The sequence below is a fragment of the Microbulbifer variabilis genome, assembly GCF_052468405.1.
This window is the reverse complement of sequence record NZ_CP174343.1, coordinates 3,884,264-3,904,631: the sequence shown is the minus strand read 5'-3', so window position 1 is coordinate 3,904,631 and position 20,368 is coordinate 3,884,264. Positions and strand designations below refer to the sequence as shown.

General features: G+C 48.2%; 24 protein-coding genes. 8 read left to right on the top strand and 16 right to left on the bottom strand.

The annotated features are described in order from the left end of the window. Positions 1 to 42 precede the first annotated feature (42 nt). From ACJJJB_RS17655 to serA, 5 genes are all read right to left on the bottom strand, one after another. Positions 43 to 672 carry an MBL fold metallo-hydrolase gene (locus tag ACJJJB_RS17655; protein WP_444946010.1) on the bottom strand — a complete coding sequence of 210 codons (630 nt, stop codon included), beginning with the start codon at positions 670 to 672 and terminating at the stop codon, positions 43 to 45. A gap of 270 nt (positions 673 to 942) precedes the next feature. Further along, entirely contained in the window at positions 943 to 1,008 is a 66-nt protein-coding gene (locus ACJJJB_RS17650; RefSeq protein ID WP_445366292.1) for a histidine kinase, read from the bottom strand. A 21-nt stretch (positions 1,009 to 1,029) separates the two neighbouring features. Further along, a complete protein-coding gene (locus tag ACJJJB_RS17645) occupies positions 1,030 to 1,152 on the bottom strand; it encodes a hypothetical protein (protein WP_444902502.1) in 123 nt (40 codons plus the stop codon). A 454-nt stretch (positions 1,153 to 1,606) separates the two neighbouring features. Then, positions 1,607 to 2,515 (bottom strand): EamA family transporter RarD, encoded by a 909-nt coding sequence (gene rarD / locus ACJJJB_RS17640; protein ID WP_282952215.1) that lies wholly within the window; start codon positions 2,513 to 2,515, stop codon positions 1,607 to 1,609. Between the two features lie 226 nt (positions 2,516 to 2,741). Beyond that, positions 2,742 to 3,989 carry a phosphoglycerate dehydrogenase gene (gene serA / locus ACJJJB_RS17635; protein WP_020414201.1) on the bottom strand — a complete coding sequence of 416 codons (1,248 nt, stop codon included), beginning with the start codon at positions 3,987 to 3,989 and terminating at the stop codon, positions 2,742 to 2,744. Between the two features lie 160 nt (positions 3,990 to 4,149). Here serA and ACJJJB_RS17630 point away from each other — a divergent pair, with 160 nt between their 5' ends. The 6 genes from ACJJJB_RS17630 (at position 4,150) to ACJJJB_RS17605 (ending at position 9,183) form a co-directional block, all read left to right on the top strand. Further along, positions 4,150 to 4,812: a fumarylacetoacetate hydrolase family protein gene (locus ACJJJB_RS17630; RefSeq protein WP_020414202.1), complete on the top strand. Its 663-nt coding sequence runs from the start codon at positions 4,150 to 4,152 to the stop codon at positions 4,810 to 4,812. A 159-nt stretch (positions 4,813 to 4,971) separates the two neighbouring features. Beyond that, entirely contained in the window at positions 4,972 to 6,480 is a 1,509-nt protein-coding gene (locus tag ACJJJB_RS17625; protein ID WP_020414203.1) for an aldehyde dehydrogenase, read from the top strand. 214 nt (positions 6,481 to 6,694) lie between these two features. Then, a complete protein-coding gene (locus tag ACJJJB_RS17620) occupies positions 6,695 to 7,093 on the top strand; it encodes a hypothetical protein (protein ID WP_020414204.1) in 399 nt (132 codons plus the stop codon). Positions 7,094 to 7,164: 71 nt separating this feature from the next. Further along, positions 7,165 to 7,473, top strand: a complete 309-nt coding sequence (locus ACJJJB_RS17615) for a putative signal transducing protein (RefSeq protein WP_026305182.1) — start codon at positions 7,165 to 7,167, stop codon at positions 7,471 to 7,473. A gap of 450 nt (positions 7,474 to 7,923) precedes the next feature. Then, entirely contained in the window at positions 7,924 to 8,310 is a 387-nt protein-coding gene (locus tag ACJJJB_RS17610) for a SpoIIAA family protein (RefSeq protein ID WP_020414206.1), read from the top strand. Positions 8,311 to 8,421: 111 nt separating this feature from the next. Then, a complete protein-coding gene (locus ACJJJB_RS17605; protein ID WP_020414207.1) occupies positions 8,422 to 9,183 on the top strand; it encodes a TerC family protein in 762 nt (253 codons plus the stop codon). 92 nt (positions 9,184 to 9,275) lie between these two features. Here ACJJJB_RS17605 and ACJJJB_RS17600 read toward each other — a convergent pair whose 3' ends face one another. The 11 genes from ACJJJB_RS17600 to ACJJJB_RS17550 form a co-directional block, all read right to left on the bottom strand. Continuing rightward, a complete protein-coding gene (locus ACJJJB_RS17600; protein ID WP_020414208.1) occupies positions 9,276 to 9,731 on the bottom strand; it encodes a phosphate-starvation-inducible PsiE family protein in 456 nt (151 codons plus the stop codon). 37 nt (positions 9,732 to 9,768) lie between these two features. Next, positions 9,769 to 10,473, bottom strand: coding sequence for a lipase family alpha/beta hydrolase (locus ACJJJB_RS17595; protein WP_245556708.1), 705 nt, complete (start codon positions 10,471 to 10,473; stop codon positions 9,769 to 9,771). Between the two features lie 65 nt (positions 10,474 to 10,538). After that, positions 10,539 to 11,471 carry an alpha/beta hydrolase gene (locus ACJJJB_RS17590; RefSeq protein WP_445365241.1) on the bottom strand — a complete coding sequence of 311 codons (933 nt, stop codon included), beginning with the start codon at positions 11,469 to 11,471 and terminating at the stop codon, positions 10,539 to 10,541. Positions 11,472 to 11,573: 102 nt separating this feature from the next. Further along, positions 11,574 to 12,401 carry a DUF5694 domain-containing protein gene (locus tag ACJJJB_RS17585; protein WP_445365240.1) on the bottom strand — a complete coding sequence of 276 codons (828 nt, stop codon included), beginning with the start codon at positions 12,399 to 12,401 and terminating at the stop codon, positions 11,574 to 11,576. 133 nt (positions 12,402 to 12,534) lie between these two features. Further along, complete coding sequence (locus ACJJJB_RS17580; protein ID WP_445366291.1) at positions 12,535 to 12,903, bottom strand: DUF5694 domain-containing protein; 369 nt, start codon at positions 12,901 to 12,903, stop codon at positions 12,535 to 12,537. Between the two features lie 5 nt (positions 12,904 to 12,908). Next, a complete protein-coding gene (locus ACJJJB_RS17575) occupies positions 12,909 to 13,262 on the bottom strand; it encodes a hypothetical protein (protein ID WP_445365239.1) in 354 nt (117 codons plus the stop codon). 197 nt (positions 13,263 to 13,459) lie between these two features. Then, a complete protein-coding gene (locus tag ACJJJB_RS17570; RefSeq protein ID WP_040629038.1) occupies positions 13,460 to 13,921 on the bottom strand; it encodes a YccF domain-containing protein in 462 nt (153 codons plus the stop codon). 875 nt (positions 13,922 to 14,796) lie between these two features. Next, complete coding sequence (locus ACJJJB_RS17565; protein WP_020414215.1) at positions 14,797 to 15,027, bottom strand: hexameric tyrosine-coordinated heme protein; 231 nt, start codon at positions 15,025 to 15,027, stop codon at positions 14,797 to 14,799. A 102-nt stretch (positions 15,028 to 15,129) separates the two neighbouring features. Continuing rightward, positions 15,130 to 15,507, bottom strand: a complete 378-nt coding sequence (locus tag ACJJJB_RS17560) for a PH domain-containing protein (RefSeq protein WP_020414216.1) — start codon at positions 15,505 to 15,507, stop codon at positions 15,130 to 15,132. Positions 15,508 to 15,612: 105 nt separating this feature from the next. Continuing rightward, entirely contained in the window at positions 15,613 to 16,116 is a 504-nt protein-coding gene (gene ybiA, locus ACJJJB_RS17555) for a riboflavin biosynthesis intermediates N-glycosidase (RefSeq protein ID WP_444946014.1), read from the bottom strand. Positions 16,117 to 16,201: 85 nt separating this feature from the next. Further along, positions 16,202 to 17,122 (bottom strand): LysR family transcriptional regulator, encoded by a 921-nt coding sequence (locus ACJJJB_RS17550; RefSeq protein WP_020414218.1) that lies wholly within the window; start codon positions 17,120 to 17,122, stop codon positions 16,202 to 16,204. A gap of 204 nt (positions 17,123 to 17,326) precedes the next feature. On the opposite strand from ACJJJB_RS17550, the gene ACJJJB_RS17545 reads away from it, so the two are divergent. Continuing rightward, a complete protein-coding gene (locus tag ACJJJB_RS17545) occupies positions 17,327 to 18,772 on the top strand; it encodes an NAD-dependent succinate-semialdehyde dehydrogenase (RefSeq protein ID WP_020414219.1) in 1,446 nt (481 codons plus the stop codon). 130 nt (positions 18,773 to 18,902) lie between these two features. Beyond that, entirely contained in the window at positions 18,903 to 20,216 is a 1,314-nt protein-coding gene (gene aptA, locus ACJJJB_RS17540) for an omega-aminotransferase AptA (RefSeq protein ID WP_020414220.1), read from the top strand. Positions 20,217 to 20,368 lie beyond the last annotated feature (152 nt).

The window sequence follows — 20,368 nt, the reverse complement described above, 5'->3', positions numbered from 1 at the left end:
AGCCCTGCGATTATTCCCGGTTTGCTTAAGTTTACTGATGTACTATTCATAACTTAACGCTTCGGAGATGAGAAGATCAGCATCGCGCTCGATTGATTCCAGTGTATCAAATACATGGGTATCCCCGGTAACAATTACCTTGCAGGGGCCGAATCGGATTTCATAACCGAAAGCGGGAAATACCGGTTCATGATGTACGGCGAAAACAGAAACGTAAGTATTTCCATGGTGCCAAATATCCCGAACAATTTCTGTCTGTTCCCCAGCAATGTTTACTAAATGTGGTGTAGCGACTGCTAATATGGGGTCTAGAATTCCCTGTCGATTGGATGACCTGAATAATATATCGGGCCCAAAACTTTTCCTGATGCCCTCCATAGTATTATAGATACCATAAGGGCCATATACATTAATAGGTGAATTAGCTCCTACAAACCAGGACTCATTGATTACCATTGCAAGCCCACCAAAATGATCGGAGTGCCAGTGGGTGATAAATATGGGGTCTACTTGGGCGAGATTTAAATCTAACTGCCCTATACGAGCAGCGGCGCCTTCTCCTGCATCAATTAAGAACAATTTGCCGCTGGTACGCACCGCCAGGCAGGCAGGGTGTCTTAACCACTGAGCGATGCACCTGTGTGAATGGTTTGGGATCCAGCGGATTCGCAATATTCTCTAACGGTATTTAAGTAAGCACTTCAGAAATCTTTTATTCTTTTTCTACTAGGGCCAATAATGCCAGGGGCGGGCAGGGTAGTTGATGCACCTTATTATCGGTAACTATGGAAAATTGCAGACGATCGGGCATGCGTATTTTCATAAGGGCCCAGCAAGTCTGTAGTAGGGACCGCTCTTGATTGAATCCAGTTGTGGAATAGTTGCGCGCAGATAGCTGATCAAGCTATCTAGCAGTGCCGGTACCCGGGGAGAAGCTGACTCTTATAGCTTGCGAATATTGGCGAGAGTATTAAAAAGAAAGTGCAGTGTTACCTGGGATTGTAACAATCGCAACCGGCTATCCAATGTCTATCGCTCCAGGGCGCCCCTCTCACGTTCAAATTGCCTGGCTTGTTCACGTAGTTTTATATCCTGCTGGCGCAGTAAGGCCGACATGGCGATCCAGAGAGCAAACAGCTTGCTGGTTACCATAATGACAAGAAACCTCAGATGCTGGTTGTGGTTTTGCCAAAATGAGGGCCTCTTCCTCAGTAGTGCCTATATAGACCGGGAGCAGGGCTAAGGGAATGGATAAACTCCAATAACCTGAATGGCCCAGCGGGCCAGTGATTGGGGTAACTTTTTGGGTCAGTATTCCAACAGGTAAAAAACAGGAGTGTTGCCAGTGCCGAGCTGCTGGCACGCACCAGTAACTCCGCATAAGTGCCTCTCCATAAGTATCTCTCCATAAGTACTTCCCCAGTAGAGTCCAAGCAATAGGGTCCAGACCAGCGTCGCAGTCAGTACAGTGAGTAATTGCTGCCGGCTCGGTAGAGGCAGCTTGCAGGCCGAAAGGTTTGGGCTTTGCTGTATGGCGGCATTTAGTCCTTATCGGTAGCCGCCATTTTCACACACTTCGGTGGGGAAACTTGCTCGCACTCACTCTCTAGAGTGTGGCCTTGCCCTGTAAATGGAGTTTGCGCCTCTGTGCCAGTGCGTCAATTGAGTAAAGTGCAAGGCCCAGCCACACAAACATAAAGGTAGTCAGCTTGCCCTCGCTAAATGGCTCACCAAGTATTTGGGTGGCGACCACCAGCATTAGTGACGGCCCAATATATTGCAGGAACCCCACAGTGGAAAGATTCAGCCTGCGTGCTGCAATAGTGAAAAGCAGCAGTGGCACCAGGGTGACGGGGCCGGCTAACAACAGCAGACTATTCAGTTCCCAGCCGTTATTTAACAGGTTGCTGGTGGGACTGGCACTCCAAAGCAGGTAGATCAGCGCTACCGGCAACATATACAGGGTCTCTATAGCTAGTCCGGTAAGGCTCTCCACCGGTGCACGTTTACGTGCAAGGCCATAGAGGGCGAAAGATCCAGCCAGGAATAAGGCGATAACCGGCACGCGGCCGAACTGCCAAAGCTCATGGACAATCCCCATGGCTGCAAGCGCTACCGCCAACCACTGCAGCCGTCGCAATTTTTCTCCCAAGAATAAGACACCCAGGACAATATTGATCAAGGGGTTGATATAGTAGCCGAGGCTGCTTTCCAGCAGGTGTCCATTGTTAATGGCCCAGATAAATACCAGCCAGTTACCGCTAATCAGCGCTGTGGTGAGAGCTAACCCCCGCATTTTCTTACCATCGCGCAGAGTGTGGACGAGATCGGGAAGCTTGCCTAGCAGCAGCATAATCAGCAGCGCCAGTGCAAGGGACCAGATACTGCGGTGCGCGAGGATTTCAGCCGCGGGAATACCTTGCAGCTGGTTGAAGTAAATTGGGGCCAGCCCCCAAATGAGAAAGGCGGCAATGCCGGCAAGCAAGCCGGTAGTGGCGGTATCGTTGTTGCGCAAGGGGACACCTGCTGTGGAAGAACGAAAAATCGGGTTAGACCTGGATACACGAGGGGTTTCGTGAGAGGCCGAACCAACAGAATAGAGGCTTCTATTGTAGAAGTGTCCGCCAGTGGGGATCAATCCCTTTATCGGTCAATTGAAGGCGTTGAGAGACAGGTGGTAGGCGGGTTCAAGCTATGCGGATACCAAGCCCCCGCAGGAACTGTGGGGGCTGGGGCAGATGTTAAAAGAGTACGCGGCAGCGCAGGGTACCGGGGATATTCTTCAGCTTTTCCAAGGCTAAGTCGGAGTACTCTGCATCGACGTCGATAACCACGTAGCCCAGGGTTTCGTTGGTTTGCAGGAACTGCGCGGAGATATTGATCGCATTCTCTGAAAATACCTGGTTGATCGCGCTCATTATACCGGGCACATTCTTATGAATATGCAGTAGGCGGTGAGTGCCTACATGTCCCGGCAGTGCCACTTCAGGGAAGTTGACCGAGCTGGTGGTGGTACCGTTATCGGAATAGTGTGCCAGCTTTTCCGCTACCTCGGTGCCGATATTCTCCTGGGCCTCCATGGTGGAGCCGCCCACGTGGGGAGTCAGCAGGGCATTGTCGATACCGCGTAGCGGAGAGAGGAATTCATCGTCATTGCCACGGGGCTCTACTGGGAATACGTCTATGGCGGCACCGGCCAGGTGCTTGCTGTTGAGGGCTTCAGCCAGGGCTTCAATATCCACCACGGTACCGCGAGAGGCGTTTAGCAGGATGGCGCCGGGCTTCATTTGTGCGATTTGCGCAGCCCCCATCATCATTTTGGTAGAGGGGAGCTCTGGTACATGCAGGGAAACCACATCGGACTCGCGCAGCAATTCCCCCAAAGAGCCTACCTGGCTGGCGTTACCCAACGGCAACTTGGTGACGACATCATAAAATTTCACTCGCATACCGATGGCCTCTGCCATGACCGACACCTGCGAGCCAATGGCACCATAACCGATAATCCCGAGGGTTTTACCACGGGCTTCGAAGGAACCAACCGCGGACTTGAGCCATCCGCCGCGATGGCACATGGCATTTTTCTCTGGAATACCGCGTAGCATAAAGATCGTCTCGGCGATGATCAGCTCTGCCACACTGCGGGTGTTGGAATAGGGTGCATTAAATACGGCGATACCCAGCTCGGTGGCCGCTTTTAAGTCAACTTGGTTGGTACCGATACAAAAGCAGCCGATCGCAATCAGTTTGGAGGCGTGTTCCAGTACCTTACGGGTTAGCTGGGTTCGCGAGCGAATACCGATAAAGTGGGCATCCGCGATCCTCTCAACCAACTGGTCTTCGGGCAGTGAAGTTTTCAGGAACTCCACGTTGGTGTAGCCACGGGAGGCGAGCAGGTCGATGGCCGACTGATGTACGCCTTCCAGCAGCAGGATGCGAATTTTGTCTTTTTGCAGGGACTTTTTTTGATCGGTATTGTGCGGAGCCATAAACTATCTCTTCACTGAGTGCGAGTAACGCAATAACTGGTGCGTTTATTCCGGTTGGGTCACTTCTTCGGGTGTCGGGAGACAGGCGAAGGCGCGATCATAGCACATGCTGGTTATATCGTTTTATTCGAAATACCTATCCTAACTATCTGGTTTATTTATGTATCAGCACCAATTTACCTGTGGCACCAATGTCCCATTCCGGCTTGGAAAGATCGTTTGTATAGGGCGTAACTATGCAGACCACGCTGCAGAACTCAATAATCCGGTACCAGATGAACCGCTGCTTTTTATCAAGCCAGCTACCGCAGCGGTGGATATGACCCAACCTATTCATATGCCGGTTGGGCGTGGCAGCTGTCATTTTGAAGGCGAGTTGTCGCTGCTGATTGGTGAGAGGTTGTGTAATGCCAATGCTGTAGAAGTATCGCCTGCAATCGCGGGGCTGGGCCTCTCATTGGACCTAACCCTGCGCGATTTGCAGGCGACGCTCAAAAAGGCGGGACACCCCTGGGAGAAGGCCAAGGGCTTTGATAATTCCTGTCCTCTTTCACCATTTGTAAAACTGGACTGGCTGCCGGATTGGGACAAGCTCAGTTACTCCCTGTGGCTAAATGGTGAGTTGCGCCAACGGGGCAAGACAGAGCATATGCTCACTCCGATTCTCGATCTGGTGGCCTATATCAGCAGTTTCTTTACCCTAGAACCTGGCGATGTCGTTCTGACTGGTACTCCCGCGGGAGTTGGTGAGTTGCAGCACGGTGACAAGTTGATGATGCAGTTACAGGATGACTGGTTGCAGGTGGAAACCCAGGTGGCATAGCTCCAAAGGCTGCTTACATTCAGCTGCTTTACTCTTCACCACACTGATCTGTGAGCGCAATTTGAAGGAAGACTGGCCCCAGGCCCATTATCCCCTTTGATTTGTGATCACATTTTCGATATAACCCAGATAAATTTTCTGTCCCAAACGAGGTGTGCCATGTCAGCGCAAAATAAAATCCCCGAAAACCTGCAGGAATGGCAGGCCCTGGCGGCCTCACTGAAGATCGAGGGTCGAGCCTTTATCAACGGGCATTATGTAGACGCCCTCTCCGGTGAAACCCGTGCCACCTACAACCCTGCTAATGGCGAAGAGCTTGCCCAGATAGCCAGTTGTGGCCCTGAAGATGCGGACCACGCGGTGCGTGTGGCGCGCGAGGCGTTTAGCTCCGGTGTCTGGTCAAAAATGCCGCCGATGCAGCGCAAGAAAATCATGGTGCGCTTCGCTGAATTGATCGAAGAGCACTTGCTGGAAATTGCCTTGCTGGAAAGCCTGGACGCAGGCAAACCCATTGGCGACACCATAGCTGTAGATGTTCCCGGAGCAGCTACCACTATTCGTTGGAGTGGTGAGGCTATCGACAAGATCTACGATGAAGTCGCCCCCACAGGCCCCGACGAGCTTGGCCTGGTAACTCGTATGCCCCTGGGGGTGGTGGCGGCAATTGTGCCTTGGAATTTCCCACTGTCTACGACCGCTTGGAAGTTGGGGCCAGCCCTGGCCACCGGTAACAGTGTGATCCTGAAGCCGGCCTCCAATACTCCGCTGACTGCAATTAAATTGGCTTGTCTGGCCAAGGAAGCGGGTCTCCCTGATGGCGTACTGAATGTGTTGCCGGGGCCGGGCAGCAGCTTGGGTAAGGCGTTGGGCCTGCATATGGATATCGATTGCCTCACCTTTACTGGTTCCACTGAAGTGGGTAAGACACTCACTGAATATTCCGGTCAGTCAAACCTGAAGCGCACTTTCTTGGAGCTGGGCGGAAAGAGCCCAAATATTGTCTTCGCCGATGCAGACCTGGATAAGGCTGCCGATGCTGCAGCGCTGGCTATTTTCTACAACCAGGGGGAAACCTGTACCGCCGGCTCACGTCTGCTTGTGGAAAAAAGCATCGCCGATGAGTTCATTCAAAAAGTGAGTAAGGCCGCCGAACGCTTTAAGCCTGGCCATCCTCAAGATCCAAATACCGCAATGGGCGCACTGATCGATCGCAGCCAGTTCGATACTGTTGAATTTTATGTCGCTAAAGGCTTGGAGCAGGGCGCCCAACTGGTATGTGGCGGCAAACCAGTGGACGAGGTGGCCGGTGGTTATTACTACGAGCCCACCGTATTCCGCGGTGTGACCGGCGATATGACGATCGCCCGCGAGGAAATCTTTGGGCCGGTTTTGTCGGTTATTGAGTTTGAGAGCGAAGAGGAAGCGCTCGCTATTGCTAATGACTCCATTTACGGTCTGGCAGCGGGAATCTGGACCAATAACCTGGGCCGGGCCCATCGTATGGCCCGTGAGATCTATGCGGGCTCTGTGTGGGTCAACAATTACTTTGGCGGGGATATCACCGTGCCCTTCGGCGGTTTTAAGCAGTCAGGTAATGGCCGTGACAAATCGCTGCATGCGTTGGATAAGTACTGTGAACTGAAATCCACTTGGATTGATCTGGGCTAGGTTCCATCTGGCAGGGTTCCAGTAGCACAGATTTTGAAAAGGGCCACTAACTGCGGCCCTTTTTTATTTCTTCTTTTTCCCATCCACGCTAACTCTGGCGTGAATTATCCAGTCAGCTATACCTAAATTATTGTCCTTTTCAAAAAGGCTTTGACGACATGCGTAATAGCGTGGGTCAGAGCCCGTGGAGTTAACTAGGTGTAGGAGCATCGTATTGAAAAGAGTCTGCCTGTTGATCGTTATTCTGGCTGTTAGCGGACTGACACATTTATGGGCAGCGGAGGCCCCTCTCGCTGGAGAAGTTACGGGGCTAGTCAGTATTGAGCGGGTATATGCGAACCAAGCAGGTTCCAGCCCCATGCGTGTCCGTGCGAATGACTGGGTACAATTATTCGTTAGACATGGTGATGTGGTGGAAAAGGGCCAGCGCCTGGCGGTATACAGGAATGCCAGGGGGCGCACTGTGCTTGAGTATATTGCCAGTCGCTCTGGCCGGGTTTTGGTGAATGGTAGGGCTGCTCTAAATTCCCTGGGCTCTGTTTTGGAAATTATTACTGTGCCCCACGAAGAGTACTGTCAGGTCGTGAACTGTGCATTTGAAGTTGTGGAGTAGCAGGTTATTTTAATTTGGCTCAGCCGTCTGGCGGGGTTACTCTGGGGGCCGTTTTAGCGGCCTCTACTGTTATGAAATTAATTTATACCCATGAAAATCGCCTGCTGGTGGAGCTGGCTAAGAGTCGGCTTGAGGTGGCAGGTATTCCAGTAAAGCTGAAAAATGAATATGCCCAGGGGGCATCTGGGGAGTTGGCACCAAATCAGGCCTGGCCAGAACTCTGGTTGGAGCGGGATCGAGATTACGAGCGTGCATGCCAGCTATTAAAGGATGCAGAGGCAGAACAAACAAGCTGGCCTTGTCCACAGTGTGGGGAGGAAAATGGTGCGGCATTCGATTATTGCTGGCAATGTGGCAAGACCCGACCGGTAGCGGGTTGAATTGTCGGAATTTGGGCCGGGAGATGGATTCACCTAAGTAGTACAAGTCAATATTGATACAGACGATCTGGAGAGAGCGATTAACCTCTATCGTGAAGCCTTTGGTTTATTGGAGGGGCGTAAACTAGGTGAGGGACGGTAGAAATGAATGGTGTTATTGATATTCATGTATCACTCCGATTTATTAGCAAAAAAATTCCGGTACCACGCCTGCCAATAGCAAGCTTACTCTCGTCATCATAACCGTTAATGGACTTAGTTTTAGAGAATTTGAAGGCCGGAGAGGGGCGTGCCCGTTTTATCGGAGCAAGATCACTCTGTGACCCTCTTGGAAATGGATCTCCAGGAAAAGAGGTATGAAGAAATCAGTCTCTAGAAGCTACTACCATTATTTACTTAGGTTTGACTCTGGTAATTTAAAAATTGACTCCAAGCAGAGAAGGGGAGCTTATGAGTGACCAACCCCATGGTATTTCGATTGGTCTGGAGCAGAACGGCAACCATTTTTTTCTTACCCTACGAGCGCGCGGAAAGCTGACCCACGAGGATTACCAGACGATGGTGCCGATGCTCAACTCGGCTCTTGAGGGGGTTGAGCATCCAAAAATCGATTGCTTAATGGATGCCAGTGAGTTACAGGGTTGGGAACCGCGAGCCGCCTGGGATGACTTCAAGCTGGGAATGGCCCATGGGCGCCAGTTCAATCGAATTGCAGTGATTTCAGACAAGCGCTGGATGAAGGTAGCAGGCAAGGTAGGGAGCTGGTTTATCGGAGGGGAATACAAGGTCTTTGAAAATGAAGCCGATGCCATGGCTTGGTTACGTGAGGGGGAATAAAATAGCTTTTGCATCACGCAGCAGAATGCGTGTTCAGGTAGAGCAGTGCAGTTTAATATTTTCTCAGGGTGTTACTGCAGAACAACAATAATCACAAATAAGGATTGCTTCATGTTCGAGTGGGTAAGTAACCCGGAGGCCTGGGTTGCGCTGGCTACACTGGCAGCGTTGGAAATCGTATTGGGCATCGACAATATTATTTTTATTTCCATTCTTGTCGGGCGCTTACCGCCCAAACAGCGGGAACCAGCCCGTTTTATTGGTCTGACCCTTGCTATGGTGACCCGCCTGGGGTTGTTATTTTCTATTGTCTGGATTATGGGCTTGGTGGAGCCACTATTTAGTGCGTTTGGAGTGGAAATTTCCGGGCGTGACATCATTCTGGTTGGGGGTGGATTGTTCTTGATTGGTAAGGCCACCCATGAAATACACAATAGCTTGGAGGGTGCCGAAACCGATGCGTCAAGCTTGGGCACAGCCGGTTTTGGTATGGTCCTGCTACAGATTGCAATACTTGATATAGTTTTTTCTCTCGACTCAGTAATTACTGCGGTGGGGCTGGTGGATGAAATCTCCATTATGGCAATTGCTATTGTCTTAGCGGTAATTGTTATGCTGATTGCGGCAAAACCAATTGGTGACTTTGTCGATCGCCATCCCACGGTAAAAATTCTGGCGTTGGCATTCTTGATAATGGTGGGGCTCACCTTAGTGGTAGAGGGCTTTGATGTGCATGTGCCCAAGGGCTATATCTATTTTTCCATGGCCTTCTCCATGGCAGTGGAAATGCTTAATTTACGTCTGCGGAGCAAAAAGGAGCGACAGACTCCACCGGTCAAACTGCACCAGTCCCTGCGTGAAGATAGTCAGTGATTATTTCTCAAGTGAGCACTTAAAAAATTGGAAAATAAGCCAAGAAGATAAAGGACTTGGCTTATTTTCTATTTCTTAGTGACAAGTGATCCTTAGACAGTTCTATTTCTGACCTTTAATATCAGATAGGTGAGCCCCAGAGCCAAAGTTGCAGCAGCCAATCCTAAAAGCTCCCCAGCACTGACTTTATCCAGGTCCAGGATTATAAATTTACGTGCAAGTGCCAATATGGCAATCAATACAACAACCGTAGTTTGAATAATGCTTTGTTGACGTGTGACCACATATTGTAACGTACGGCTAAACTCAAGGGCGATCAGCAGTGTGATGATTTCGCCAAATATGGTTTGGAATACCTTGTGATCCAGAGGGTCTCTCATGCCTACTATTAGCATGGAATAGACCGAGTAAGCCAGACGGCTGATGGCGACAATTATGATAATCACAATAATAAAGGTAAGGATTAGGGCGATCAGGCTCTCAAACTTATGATAGTAACCATGTATCGCACTTTCCGGACGAATAGGTTTTTGTTCTGGATCGCTCATCTCTGGCTCCCACAGTCATTGTTCAGAGGAATACAAGTTATTCCATTCCGCTGATAACCTCTTTCTTCATTAGCGAGATGACCTTACTGCTCATGGGCATTAATCGGTGCAGAATTACAGGGACTTCATAGGAGGTGCCTATTCCGAGTTTGGCACTACTGTGGGGCATAATGGTGACATCATATTTTGTCCAGATGGAAACTGGATCTGTTGTTTCCAGCATATGGATGCTCTGATTTAACCCTCGCAGGAATTCACTTCCGACGCGTAATTGCTTGCCACCTTTGTAGGGTAGGAAATTGGCCCAATAGCTGCCATGATGAGGGGAAGCGATAGAAATAAATTTATGTACCCTGCCAATACCATTCATCGACTGAAGATAATAGCGTGCAACAATACCTCCCATGCTGAATCCTACCAAGGTGCAGGTAGCTCCTTTTTTTACCAGTTTTTCCATCTTCGCCATCAGCTGTGAAGAAAGGTGCTCCATACCGTGCCAGCCGGAGTTATAACGCAGGTGAATGTAATGGGTGTCGAATCCTGCATCCGCCAGAGCGTGTTGCATCCGTAGCAGGGAAGATCCACGGTCGAAAATTCCGGGTATCAGTAGAACTGTGTGACTTTTAGGATTCATCGCATAGAGTAGGAGTGATCTTCCACAGAGGTCCACTGAACCCCGAAGTTGAAGCCCTGTGAACTGCACCTGCCCAAAGTGTAGTTGGGCAAGACTTGTGGCGATCAAATATCCCTCATAAGCTATTCAATCGCCAGCTATTCAATTGCCAAAAATTTTGAGGTAGGCAGAGGTTATTGATAGTCGCGCTGTTTTTCCGTGCCAAGAAGGAAAATAAGGGCATGATCCAGCCTGGCATTCCAAGACTTCTCATCGTGGGTATGCTCTACAAAAACCCGTGACTGCCAGTTGTTGTCGTTATAACCTCGCTTGCGCATAATCTTGTCCACAGCCTGTTGCAGAGGCGGATAAAAGCGGTCCAGTGTCTCGGTGCCATGATCAAAGTAAAAGCGATGTTTTCCCGGTTCAGGTAGATTTTCCCGGAGGTATTTGCGAATGGATTCTGCGACAGGGAGTGTCTCTTCGGGACCGATGCCTGGCCAGTGGGTGGAAATTGCTGCAGTAGCAGAGAATACTTGTGGATACTCCAACACCGCATAAAGGGAAATCAGTCCTCCCATACTGGAACCAGCGATAAAAGTGTTCTCTGGGTTACGACTGACTTTATAGTTTGTATCTATATAAGGCTTTACCCTTTTTACCAGAAACTCCAGGTACCGGTCAGCTCGCAGCTCAGCTCGATTAAAAGGGTGCTTCACCCTTAGTGAAGACTCAGACATTAGATCTCGCGCTTTTTGCGGGAAATAATCACCATGGCGGCCATCTCCGCTATTGTGCAGTGCAACCACGATAAAAGGTCGCGTACGGCCCTCTGCGATCAGGCGGGATGCCGTTTCGTCTACACCCCATTCCTGCCCATTCCATGTAGTGCGGCTATCAAAAAGCATCTGCCCATCATGCATATACAGAACAGCATAGGGAGCCTGGGCTGGGTATTCATCTGGCAGCCATACCTGTACTGGACGATCTGCAATGCCCTCGTAGGAAATGCTGGGCAATGTCTCCAGGGTGCCGGAAGCCAGCTGCGCCTCTGCGAAGGCCTTAGAGAAAAATGTAAAGGTTAGATAGCAAAGAAGAGCGAGTAAAATACGCAAGCTAGGAAGCATATTATCCACCTATTGTAATCCATTGATTTGAAAATCAACTCTATGGAAAACTAGGGAACCCTGGCTCACCCCCCTTGGGGGATGAGCCAAAGCTGGATAGCTTTACAGGTAATCGTTTATTTCCCAGGCTTCGCGCTGAAGATCAGTGGCCAGAAGTGTTTTCATAAGGGCGGTATGACCTGAGCCTGCAATGGCGATAACCTTGGTTCCTGGCTGAGCCTTAGTCTGGATATTGGCATACATTCGAAAGTTTCTGTGCCACCAACTGACTGATGCATCTGCCCCTGAAAAACCCTCACCAGAGTCAATATCATTTTCCATAAGATATAGGTTCATATTTTTTCTGTCTCTCTCAACAGAGTTATCGATCTGGAGTAATTGTCTTAAGGTTAGCGTTTTGTGTTGCTTGCTGGACAAATTCCCGAACTCTTCTATCTCTGTATCGAATATTTTCTTTCTTTCTGGTGTATTGGTACTCATATAGTTCATGAGCTTGGACCCATCCCAGTGCACCTGATTTTCATCATAGCAGATAACGCCACTTAGCTTTGCTTTAGCTGCAATGCGAAAGCCCAACTGCTGACTTTCATTGACTTCAAGCCTATGTTGTCCATTCAGATAAGACTGAAATTTTTTATCAATCTTGTTTTGGATGCTCGGGTCACATTCAAGCATTACATGGGTGGGGGACTCGCTTGCGAGTTTTTCAGTTAATTGCTCCAGATAGGCTTGATTTTCAGGTGTTAGCACATCAATAACATTCAGCTTTACTGTATCTCGGCCAGGATTTGCGAAATGAAAGGTACCGAATAACATTACCTGAGCTGTCGGTGCTTCAGGGCTGGATAATACTTCTTTTTCCGCAGCCCAACTTGCAGAACAATATACTAAAATGATTGTACTGCTAAAGATTTTTATAAAATTTTTCATTGTTATCCTTATTTGCCAGCGGCTATTTTAAATAATTATTACAGGTATTCATTAACATCCCAAGGGTGGCGACTTTTGTCAACCTTCTGAAGGGACTTTAGAATAGCGGTATGGCCAGATCCACCGATAGCGATTACTTTAGTTCCCGGTTGGCTTGAACCTGTATATTGGCGTACATGCGAAAACTGTGATGCCACGAGCTGGTTGCTGCATCGGCATCGATAAATTCCTGCCCCACACCAATATCATTTCCCATGATATAGAGATTCATGTTATCTCTATCTTCTATGGGATTATTATGAAATTCGAGCAATTGGCCTAAAGATAAACTCTTATTTCTCTGGGAAGTTTCTTTGCTGAGCTTTTTTTTAGTTTTCATGAATTTTCTTTCTTCTGGAGTTTCTTTGGCCATATACTCTCTTAGTTCAGCACCTTTCCAGTGAACATTTCTTTCATCATAACATATGACACTTTTCAGTCCCGCCTTACGGCTATACGAAATCCCAGTTACTGATTTTCATTTACACTAAGTTCGTAACTGCCATTTTTATAAGAATTGAATTTCTGATCCATTTGTCTCTGGTGTGTTGATGGACATTCAATTAATACATGGGTAGGGGGTTCATCCGTAAGTTTGCTGGTGAGTTCTTCCAAATAGTCCTGGTTACTGGGTGTCAGTGCATTTGTCACCTCTGACTTTACTGTGTCCAATCCTGGGTTGTGAAAATGAAATACACCAAATAGCATTACCTGGACAGGTTGTATCTCCAGGTCGGCTGGTATTGATTTATGATTTGCATAGATTATAGAGCTAACACCAAAAGCAAATATGCCAGATATAATTGAGATGATTGCTCTCATTGTTTACTCCCTGTTTTCATATAATAGAAAGATGAGAATTGCTTATCATTAGACGCTACAGAATAACAAGGAGATGCAGCAAAAAGAATTTTTTGCTGCCTTTCAACATAAACTATTTGATACGTTTGTCTTAAGTAAATGTTTATAATGCCATTTGATTAGGCACCTAAGTTGGGAAATTTATATTTTAGAAAAAGCTAGGCGTTACCTCGAATTTGAGAAACAGTTGCGCTGGCATTTTTCATCCTTGCAGCCTGGGCAACTTCCTTAGTTACAATGGTTTTGCCAATTGGAGATAAGGAAATACCGGCAAGCTTAAGATGTTGGATTCCAAATGGAATGCCAATAATGGTTAAAAAGCAGGCAAGAGCATGAACCAAATGGCCAATAGCCAGCCAGATACCTGCGAATAGGAACCAGATAATATTGCCCACTAAGCCAAACCCGCTGGTACCTATGTCCTCATTTAAGGTTAGTTCTTTGCGTGATATTGCTTCACGACCAAAGGGAAAGAATGAAAACTTACCCATAACAAAGCAGGCTCTCCCCCAGGGAATACCGATAATACTGATAAATGCTACTAGAGCAAAAAACCACCAGCAGAGGCCCATAACAAAACCACCTAATATAAACCAAAGAAAATTTCCCAGAGTTCTCATACTTAGCTTTAGTATCCTATCTATACTCATTAAAAATTTATTGCATCTGGTTAGAAAATGCCAGATTTATAGCTCGTAATCAATCATCAATGTAATCTCTTATTTAGAATCAAGTGCTTTGTGGCTTAGACGCTTTATCCTGAGTGTTTGGATGCACCGTTTAAATTATTTTTGCTGGTGGTATTTTTGGTATTGTGCCAAATGGCTTCTCAATTTTTTATAAGGGTGTAATGCTATGAAAGCAGAGAGTTCTTGATATTTATATTTTTGCTATGAAGCTGCTTAATAATGGAGCAGGTCATCTATCATTTTATGATAGTTGGACCTTAAATAACATAAAGTTGATAAATGGTTGCCTGAATTCAACTGACAATGCTCCCTATATCCTGAAGTAGCAATGAAAAATAAGAGGTAGAAAGCTGGGAAAGATGATTTATCAGTAAATTGTTAGTGGCGGGTTCTATCTTCTGGAGATACTCCTTAATTAAACCACCAAATCGATTGTTAGAAGGATAGGATAATATACCTGCCATTTGATTATTATAAATATCGAAGCATACACTGACACTCTGGATATCTGGTACCTTCAATTGCGGCAAGTTACTATCTTACCGGTATTAATCCTGATTAACTTATCTATTCGATTAATATGTTGTATAACTATCAGCCCAGCTTGAATATTATTTGCAGACTTGATAGATAGTCCAGGAATAATAAGGTTTAGATAGATGAAATACGATTGATATAAAATTGATTGTGAATTTGAAGAAAATTTATTCTTGATATACCTGTGTGGGATAGAGGTTATAAATGCGCTCTGTGGACTTATTGGCGATAAACCTGGGTTATTTTATCACAAAGCGCACTGGAGTTTATTAACTACGCCAGTAGTTATTCGCCGCCGCCACAGTCTGGAAATTGATAGCAACAACTTGGGAGGATGCGATCAGGCTATCGGCATTTTCCTCATAGGAGGCCCTTAGTTTTCCTCTTACTTCGTCAGAAGGTTGAGTATATTTTACTCCCATTCTGGATAGTTTCATCGCCAGCTCAAAACCCTGCTGTGCATTTTCGGTAATCAGGCTTTCTAACCAAATTTGAGACATGAAATTCCCTCTCATTTGTTTAATCGATATAGTTTAAGAACTTATGCCCTGGTGATGGTTAAACCAAGCCAAAACATAGTGGGTTAATGTTCACTTAGTCAATCAGTCGAGAACATACTTGCTGATGTGTTGATTGAACTGGACAAGATCAAAGGAGCCTTTGATTTCAAATTCGACCTTACCAACTTCGCTGAGATAAACCACAATTTCACAGTCCATATCCAATGTGCCTGCAGTTTCAACTGAGAAAGCCTGAATTCTACTGTAGGGCAAGGATGTGTAATCTACTTTAGATCCGGTCAATCCCTGCACATTGGCTGCAATAATACGCTTGTTGGTGAATACTACCTGGTCTCTTATTGCCTTGAAGCCTGCGAAAATGGATTCACCATCTATCAGGAACTTATTAAATTCATCCCTGGCAGAGGAGATATCAATGGGCTTTAGTTTGAAGACAGAGGAGTTTTTGAAGTCGATCACAGCTCTTCCCTGGTGGATCTAAAAGCAATTATGCTTAGATTAACACTAAGGTGTAAGGAATAGTAGTATGTATTATTGGTAACTATTTGTTAAGTAGAACATAAATTACCTAGTGATTTGTCCTAAGGTGTTGAGCTTGATTATTGATCTTATCGACATAAGAATCTCACCAAGTAGGTTTTTCCCGGTCCAGTTATCTGGATTCAATATTCTGTTGTCATCCGAACTCAGGCCTATACCCCAAATTAAGTCATGAGGAGAAGACTCAGCTAAGATTTTATTGTTCGTTTCAAGTAACCTCTCTTTTAAGTCTTCGTGTTGCGTAAACTTCAGATAGTTCGCTGTCCAAACTACCCCAAGTTTGTGTTGATCCCAGGTTTTTGATTCATAACCTAGAACGGCTCTACCTAGCCTTTGTTGCTCGGATGGATTTTCTTCTTTGAGGATGTTATCAGCGGTCTTAATATCGCCGAAAAGTATTGCCTTTTTGTACATCATATACTGTTCGCAGCAGTTGTAGGTTTGACCATCGATATCTGATATATCTCTCAGTGTCCACTGCCCAAATTGATGCTTCCAAAAAAAGTAAAACTTTTCTGTTTCCCTCATTGAATTTTCCTTACTTGGATGTCGTGAATTCTAGGAGAGTGATAATACAGATCAACTAAATGGATTATCAGATACTCTTGATTAATTATTCACGTATCACCAGTGCTCTCAGAAACAGCTTGATTGTGGGGTGCTCAGCTGCACTTTTTTTGAAAGTCGCTGCATTTTGAATACGGTAATGAAATTTCCCTGATAGCAGGGGCAGGAGCTGATGTGCTTGAACATATTTACGTGCAAGATACTCAGGCAGAAACCCGATAAAAGATCCAGAGAGAATCATGGCGAGTCTTGCTGCCATATGGTTGGCGGTGGAGCGTTTGGGAAAAAGGCGATAGAGATGAGCTGCACCAGATAAAACAGCATGGCTGGGAGCGGCCAGTTCCTGCTGAGTGAGTAACTCTTCACTAATTTTGTTGGCTTGGGCACACGGGTGATTGGCGCCACAGTAAAGGGTGGATTGATGTTGGAATAGAGGTTGGTAGTCTAAACCCGGCCTGTGTGAATGCAGCGGGTTGATGCCAACATCGGCGCGGCCGGCGAGGATTTCCAACTCCAGCTCCTGGGGTGCGGCCAGTTGGACCTCCAGGTGTAACTGGGGGGCCTGTTCTCTCAGGCGAGCAATGGTTGCGGGCAGGTCTAGCTGGGGGATTTCCAATACGTCATCCGGCATCACTAGGCGTAGAGTACCGGTAAGCTGGGACTGAATAGCGTTAACCTGGCTTCTAAAGGCATCCAGATGCCCATCCAGTTCCAAAATTGCCTGAAAGAGGGTTTCTCCCTCTGGTGTCAGTTTGAAATCGGCACGCCCGCGAGAGCGGAGGCATAGTTGCATACCCAGACGGGTCTCCAGGTCAGAGATATGAACACTGATGGTGGAGCGCCCGATGTTGAGCGCTACTTCTGCCGGTGCCAGACCGCCGGCGCGCACTACTTCTCGAAAGACTCTCAGCAGACGGAGATCCATATCGCTGAGGCGACCACCCAGAGCACTTTTTGCCTTGCTCATTTGCCGAATTCTCCCGTGTTTTCCACGAATTTTTGCCGTAACTTAGCATTGCTAGGCAGCTGTAAGGGGAAAGGCCTTAGCTGCTTTGAGATAAAGTTTGATAAATATAAATTTTAGTTGCAAAAATACTACTATTCTCCCCCCCTAGCTGCGGCCAAAATCGCCGCAATACTATTAATAACACGCAATTATCAGGAGTTTCCGGTGAAACTGGCGAATCCAGACCTGTTGAAGTTTCAGAACTATATCGATGGAGAGTGGCGGGATGCTGAGGGCACCGCAGAGGTGCGTGATCCGGCCAATGGCGAGTTGTTGGGCAAAGTAGCCGATGGTTCAGCGGCAGATGCAGAGGCAGCGGTAGCCGCAGCTAACGCGGCTTTCCCAGAGTGGAGCCGCCGCACCGCCGGCGAACGTGCCGCCATCCTCAAGCGCTGGTATCAGCTAATTATGGATAACAGCGATGATTTGGCGCGTATCCTCACTTTGGAGCAGGGCAAGCCCCTGGCGGAAGCCAAGGGTGAAATTCTCTACGGCGCTTCTTTTATCGAGTGGTTTGCGGAGGAGTGCCGCCGCGCTTACGGCCAGACGATTCCTACCCACAACCCGGCGATGCGTCTGAGCACCATCCGCCAGCCAGTGGGTGTTGTAACCTGCATTACACCGTGGAACTTCCCCAACGCGATGATTACCCGCAAAGCGGCGCCTGCGCTGGCAGCTGGCTGTACCGTGGTGATCAAACCCGCTCTCGAGACCCCGCTTTCCGCACTGGCTCTTTGTCGGCTGGCAGAAGAGGCTGGCCTGCCCAAGGGCACTATCAATGTTGTGACTGGCACTGATGCGCCGGGCATCGGCAGAGTACTGACCCAGGATCCCCGTGTGGCCAAATTCACTTTCACTGGTTCCACTGCTGTCGGCAAGCTGCTGATGGCCCAGTGCGCCAGCACGGTGAAGAAGATGTCCATGGAGCTGGGTGGAAATGCCCCCTTTATCGTTTTCGATGATGCAGATATCGATACCGCAGTGAAGGCCTGTGTAGCGACCAAGTTCCGCAATGCCGGCCAAGTGTGTGTAGCCACCAATCGTATCTATGTGCACGAATCTGTGCACGATGAGTTCGTAGAAAAACTGCGTGCTGAAGTGGCTGCAATGCAGATTGGCCACGGCACAGAAGAGGGGGTGAATATGGGCCCGATGATCTTCCGCCGTGCGGTAGATCGCGTTCAGGGCCTGGTGCAGGATGCGGTAGCGGCTGGCGCCAAGATCGAAATTGGCGGAGAGCAGCTGCCAAATGGTGAGAACTATTTTGCCCCGACCCTGATCACCAGTGTTACTGACGATATGCGTATTGCTCAGGAAGAAAATTTTGGACCGATTGCGGCAGTGCAGAAGTTTACCGAGGAAGATGATGTAGTTCGCCGTGCTAATGATACTCCCTATGGCCTGGCCGCTTATGTAATGAGTGAGAATATTCGTCGCGCTAACCGAGTGGTCGAGGCACTTGAATACGGCATGATTGCCTGCAACACCGGGGTTTTCTCCACTACGGTCGCACCTTTTGGCGGCACCAAGGAGTCCGGTATTGGTCGCGAGGGGGGAGTTGAGGGTATGGCCGAATTCTACGAGACCAAATACTGCTGCTTCGGTGCTTGACCCACAGGTCCGAACGGTTATGCCACGCGCTTGTCTGAAATTGCACAAGCGCCTTGAGAGATTAGCGGGAGCCAATGGCTCCCAAATCCGAATACATTGAAATTTCAGGGAACTTGCGGAGATACAGTTTATGTCTGAGATGCAAACCAACGCTTTCTGGATGCCTTTTACCCCCAATCGCACCTTTAAATCCGCACCGCGGATCGTGGAGCGCGCTGAGGGTATTTATCTCACCGAAAAGGGTGGACGCCAGATTATTGATGCAACCGCTGGCCTCTGGTGCAGCAATGCCGGTCACGGTCGTACTGAAATTGCTGAGGCAATATACCAGCAGGCAAAAACTCTGGATTACAGCTCTATTTTTAATTTCGGTCACGAGCTGGGCTTTGAGTACTCCGAGCGCTTGGTGAAGCATACTCCAGACGGCCTCAACCATGTATTTTTCGGCAATTCCGGTTCCGAAGCGGTAGAGACTGCATTGAAAATTGCCCTGCAATACCAGCGCGCACGAGGCAAAGGCACCCGCACCATGTTTATCGGCCGCGAAAAGGGTTACCACGGGGTGAACTTCGGTGGTATCTCTGTAGGTGGTATCGCTCCGAATTACCAGAGCTTTGGTCAGCCGGTTAAAGCCAATCATATGCGCCATACCCTGGACATTGAGCGCAATGCTTTCAGCCGTGGTCTTCCTGAGCATGGTGTGGAACTGGCGGAAGACCTGGAGCGCCTGGTGGCCTTCCACGGTGCAGATCAAATCGCTGCGGTAATCGTCGAGCCGTTTGCCGGTGCTGGCGGTGTGGTGCTACCTCCGAAAGGTTACCTGCAGCGTTTGCGTGAGATTTGTGATCAGCATGACCTGTTGCTGATTTTTGATGAGGTAATTTCCGGTTGGGGCCGTACCGGCTCCGCGTTTGGCTCCATCGAATTCGGCGTGACCCCGGATATGATCACCTCCGCCAAAGGTATTACCAATGCGGCAGTGCCTTTGAGTGCGGTCTTTGTGAAAGACGATATCCACAACACCATTATGGATGCGGCCGCTGAGGGTATGGTGGAATTCTTCCATGGCTACACCTACTCCGCGCATCCAGTAGCTTGTGCTGCAGGTATGGCAACCCTGGATATCTACGAGCGCGAAGGCCTGCTAACTCGTGCATCCGGTGAGATCGGCCAGCATTGGGAAAATGCCTTGCACAGCTTGGCGGATATGGACAATGTGATTGATGTGCGCAACTACGGCTTGGTTGGTGCGATTGAACTGCGTGCGCCGGAAAACCTGAAGGGTAAATTCGGGGCCAAAGCATCTGGCATGGCCTGGGAGGCAGGAGTGATGGCCCGAGGTATTGGTGATGCCCTGTGTATGTCCCCACCACTCATTATCGAAAAGCACGAGATTGATGCAATTGTCGATAAACTGCGTGGTGTGATTGGCGAGCTGTCCTGATCAACTCTTCCGGCAGCCTTCGGGCTGCCGGCTACTTTCACTGCATTTCCCAAAGCCTTTCCTCTGCTTAGCAGAAAAATAAACCCCGCAGTGAGAGAGTTTCCCTGTGCTATTTACACCTGACTTCTAATCCAGTTTGGTCAATAACCTGA

Bases quoted from the DNA above. Each gene is read 5' to 3' on its own strand.
- ACJJJB_RS17585 (WP_445365240.1), bottom strand. From the start codon at position 12,401: ATGAAAAATTTTATAAAAATCTTTAGCAGTACAATCATTTTAGTATAT.
- ACJJJB_RS17565 (WP_020414215.1), bottom strand. From the start codon at position 15,027: ATGTCTCAAATTTGGTTAGAAAGCCTGATTACCGAAAATGCACAGCAG.
- ACJJJB_RS17610 (WP_020414206.1), top strand. From the start codon at position 7,924: ATGAGTGACCAACCCCATGGTATTTCGATTGGTCTGGAGCAGAACGGC.
- ybiA (WP_444946014.1), bottom strand. From the start codon at position 16,116: ATGAGGGAAACAGAAAAGTTTTACTTTTTTTGGAAGCATCAATTTGGG.
- ACJJJB_RS17605 (WP_020414207.1), top strand. From the start codon at position 8,422: ATGTTCGAGTGGGTAAGTAACCCGGAGGCCTGGGTTGCGCTGGCTACA.
- ACJJJB_RS17575 (WP_445365239.1), bottom strand. From the start codon at position 13,262: ATGAGAGCAATCATCTCAATTATATCTGGCATATTTGCTTTTGGTGTT.
- ACJJJB_RS17590 (WP_445365241.1), bottom strand. From the start codon at position 11,471: ATGCTTCCTAGCTTGCGTATTTTACTCGCTCTTCTTTGCTATCTAACC.
- ACJJJB_RS17570 (WP_040629038.1), bottom strand. From the start codon at position 13,921: ATGAGAACTCTGGGAAATTTTCTTTGGTTTATATTAGGTGGTTTTGTT.
- ACJJJB_RS17600 (WP_020414208.1), bottom strand. From the start codon at position 9,731: ATGAGCGATCCAGAACAAAAACCTATTCGTCCGGAAAGTGCGATACAT.
- ACJJJB_RS17550 (WP_020414218.1), bottom strand. From the start codon at position 17,122: ATGAGCAAGGCAAAAAGTGCTCTGGGTGGTCGCCTCAGCGATATGGAT.
- ACJJJB_RS17625 (WP_020414203.1), top strand. From the start codon at position 4,972: ATGTCAGCGCAAAATAAAATCCCCGAAAACCTGCAGGAATGGCAGGCC.
- ACJJJB_RS17615 (WP_026305182.1), top strand. From the start codon at position 7,165: ATGAAATTAATTTATACCCATGAAAATCGCCTGCTGGTGGAGCTGGCT.
- ACJJJB_RS17645 (WP_444902502.1), bottom strand. From the start codon at position 1,152: ATGGTAACCAGCAAGCTGTTTGCTCTCTGGATCGCCATGTCGGCCTTA.
- aptA (WP_020414220.1), top strand. From the start codon at position 18,903: ATGTCTGAGATGCAAACCAACGCTTTCTGGATGCCTTTTACCCCCAAT.
- ACJJJB_RS17630 (WP_020414202.1), top strand. From the start codon at position 4,150: ATGTATCAGCACCAATTTACCTGTGGCACCAATGTCCCATTCCGGCTT.
- serA (WP_020414201.1), bottom strand. From the start codon at position 3,989: ATGGCTCCGCACAATACCGATCAAAAAAAGTCCCTGCAAAAAGACAAA.